General features: G+C 54.8%; 3 protein-coding genes. 2 read left to right on the forward strand and 1 reads right to left on the reverse strand.

What is annotated here, in order from left to right; all coding sequences use genetic code 11:
- Positions 1–883, forward strand: an 883-nt coding sequence (locus RTK32_RS20915; RefSeq protein WP_409451124.1) for a MutS-related protein, incomplete at its 5' end; no start/stop codon positions are given.
- A 138-nt stretch (positions 884–1,021) separates the two neighbouring features.
- Positions 1,022–2,320: a hypothetical protein gene (locus RTK32_RS20920; RefSeq protein ID WP_312047294.1), complete on the forward strand. Its 1,299-nt coding sequence runs from the start codon at positions 1,022–1,024 to the stop codon at positions 2,318–2,320.
- A gap of 60 nt (positions 2,321–2,380) precedes the next feature.
- On the opposite strand, the gene RTK32_RS20925 is transcribed toward RTK32_RS20920, so the two are convergent.
- The coding region (locus RTK32_RS20925; protein WP_312047296.1) for a sigma factor-like helix-turn-helix DNA-binding protein at positions 2,381–2,737 on the reverse strand (357 nt) is incomplete at its 5' end.

Below are 2,737 nucleotides of genomic sequence, written 5' to 3' on the forward strand. Positions count from 1 at the left end.
GGCAGATCGTGCCTGGACGCTGAATTTCCACTGCCCGACCTTTACCGACAAACCGGGTATCAAACTGACCGGCGGGCGTCATCCGGTGGTCGAGCAGGTACTGAAAGAGCCTTTTATCGCCAACCCGCTGACGCTGTCGCCGCAGCGCCGCATGCTGGTGATCACCGGACCAAACATGGGCGGTAAAAGCACCTATATGCGCCAGGCCGCGCTGATTGCGCTGATGGCTTTTATCGGCAGCTACGTTCCCGCTGAGGAAGCCGTGATTGGCCCGATCGATCGCATTTTTACCCGCGTTGGTGCGGCGGACGATCTCGCTTCTGGCCGCTCAACCTTTATGGTGGAGATGACCGAAACCGCCAATATTCTGCATAATGCCACGGAATACAGTCTGGTATTGATGGATGAAATTGGACGTGGTACCTCGACTTATGACGGGCTTTCGCTTGCCTGGGCCTGCGCGGAAAGTCTGGCGAACCGCATCAAAGCGATGACGCTGTTCGCCACGCACTATTTCGAGCTGACCACGCTGGAAGAGAAGATGGAAGGCGTAGCCAATGTGCATCTGGACGCCGTAGAACACGGTGACACTATCGCCTTTATGCACAGCGTGCAGGATGGCGCGGCCAGTAAAAGCTACGGTTTAGCGGTAGCCGCGCTGGCAGGCGTACCAAAAGAAGTGATTAAGCGTGCACGACAGAAGCTCAAAGAACTGGAAGCCAGCTCCGCCAGTGCCGCCGCGGGCAGCGCCGAAGGCCCACAGCTGCCGCTGCTGGTTGAGGAAACGTCTCCGGCGGTTGAAGCGCTGGAAGCGCTGGATCCCGATACGCTGTCACCACGCCAGGCGCTGGAGTGGATCTATCGTCTGAAGTCACTCATCTAGCCTGTCAGGCCCGCATCATGCGGGCCTTTTTTTTGCCATGGAACTATCCCGGCTTCTCTCCCACGTAATGACAGTGATAAAGCGTTAGCGGCCTGCGCGTTTTGTCCGCATCATTCATCTAATCCAGTGGAGAGTGTCATGAATTTAAGAGTGAATCCCGGTGGGGCAAACGGCGAGGCGATGAACACGGGGCTGTTGACCGGGCGCTTTAGCAAAGCGCAAAAAGGCGATAATGCTGCCGCACCCGAAAAAAGCGGCCCGTTACAGTATGGCGGCGCGCAAGGCACCACTACGCAGAAAAGCTCTACTCTATCGCTCAGCTCAGATTATAAAACGCTGATCGATTCGCTGCTGAAACAGGGGAAAGAGGAACTAAGTAAGATCAAAGAGCAGCTGGCAAAGCAACAATCTTCAGGCACCGGGGCGCAAAATGGTTCCTCTTCTGCCAACGGCACGCAGGACACCATGTCACAGCTGCAAATGCTGCTCGACAGCATTAACAAACTGCTTAAGCAAAGCCAGCAAAACCAACAGTCGTCCGGTAACAACAGTGCTACCGAGACTCAACTCGGCAGTGCTTTGTCACAGCTTAAAGAGCTGCTCGCCTCGCTGGGCGCGACAACCACCGGCGCAACCGGCCCCGCCGATGCGAGCGCGGATGGACACACAATGCCAACCAGCGAAAAGGATACCAGCGTTCCGCCTTCCAGCGGCACCCTGTTTAAAAACATGGATGGCGACAACCGCAGTGCCGATCAAATTATTAACGAGAACCCGGTGTTGAAAAACCTCGGTAATCAGAAAGATATCAAGCAGGCCGAACTGAAAAAACAGTTTGGCGACTGGACGGCCAATAACCCGGATGAGAAAAGTCGGGCGCTGGCCGCCAAAAACATGTCTTACTTTTTAAACAACGTTAAGGCGCTGGATAACCGTGAAGGCGGAGACCGCGGCAAAATTTCCACCAATGGCAAAATCGAAGGCCTGACTAAAGGCGGTGATGCCCGTCACGGTACGGAAGCGGCAATTGTCAAAGACGTGGCGGAACAAGGATTGGATAAAGCCTTCCCGAAGAACGGCAGGCTGACCACCACAAACGATGAAATGGTTAACCTGAACGGGACCAATAAAAGCGGCTTTCAGGGCATCTGTCTGAAGGTGGGCAAAGCGCTGTCCTTTATCCCGGGACTCAGCAACGTGCTGACAGGGATGGGCCGTGCAGAGAGCACCAATCCGTGGGATGTCATTAAGGGCGGCATTGTGGGCGGTGCCAAAACCGCGTTTGATGCACTGAAAGGCATGGTTCAGGGTGTACTGACCGGCAAAGTCAGTCCAATGCAGTTGCTGATGAGCGCCTACAAAGGCGCGGTGATGAACACTTACACCATGCAGGATGTGAAATCGGACGCCAAAGAGAAGGCAAAGGAAGTTGCCTGACGAGCAGGCAATAAAAAAGCGGTGGTTTTCACCACCGCTTTTCGCTTTCGAGCGCCCGTATTATTCGCGAAACAAGGCTTCAATATTCAGTCCCTGAGCCTGCAGGATTTCCCGCAGACGACGAAGACCTTCAACCTGAATCTGACGAACACGTTCACGGGTGAGGCCAATTTCGCGACCCACATCTTCTAACGTTGCCGCTTCGTAGCCTAACAGGCCGAAACGACGCGCCAGCACTTCACGCTGTTTGGCGTTCAGTTCGAACAGCCATTTGACGATGCTCTGCTTCATGTCATCGTCCTGGGTGGTATCTTCCGGACCGTTGTCTTTCTCGTCGGCCAGGATATCCAGCAGCGCTTTCTCAGAATCTCCGCCTGGTGGCGTGTCAACTGACGTGATGCGTTCGAAAAAGACAAC

Origin of the sequence: Erwinia sp. (assembly GCF_031978025.1) — a bacterium.
In the GTDB taxonomy this organism is placed as follows: Bacteria; Pseudomonadota; Gammaproteobacteria; order Enterobacterales; family Enterobacteriaceae; genus Erwinia.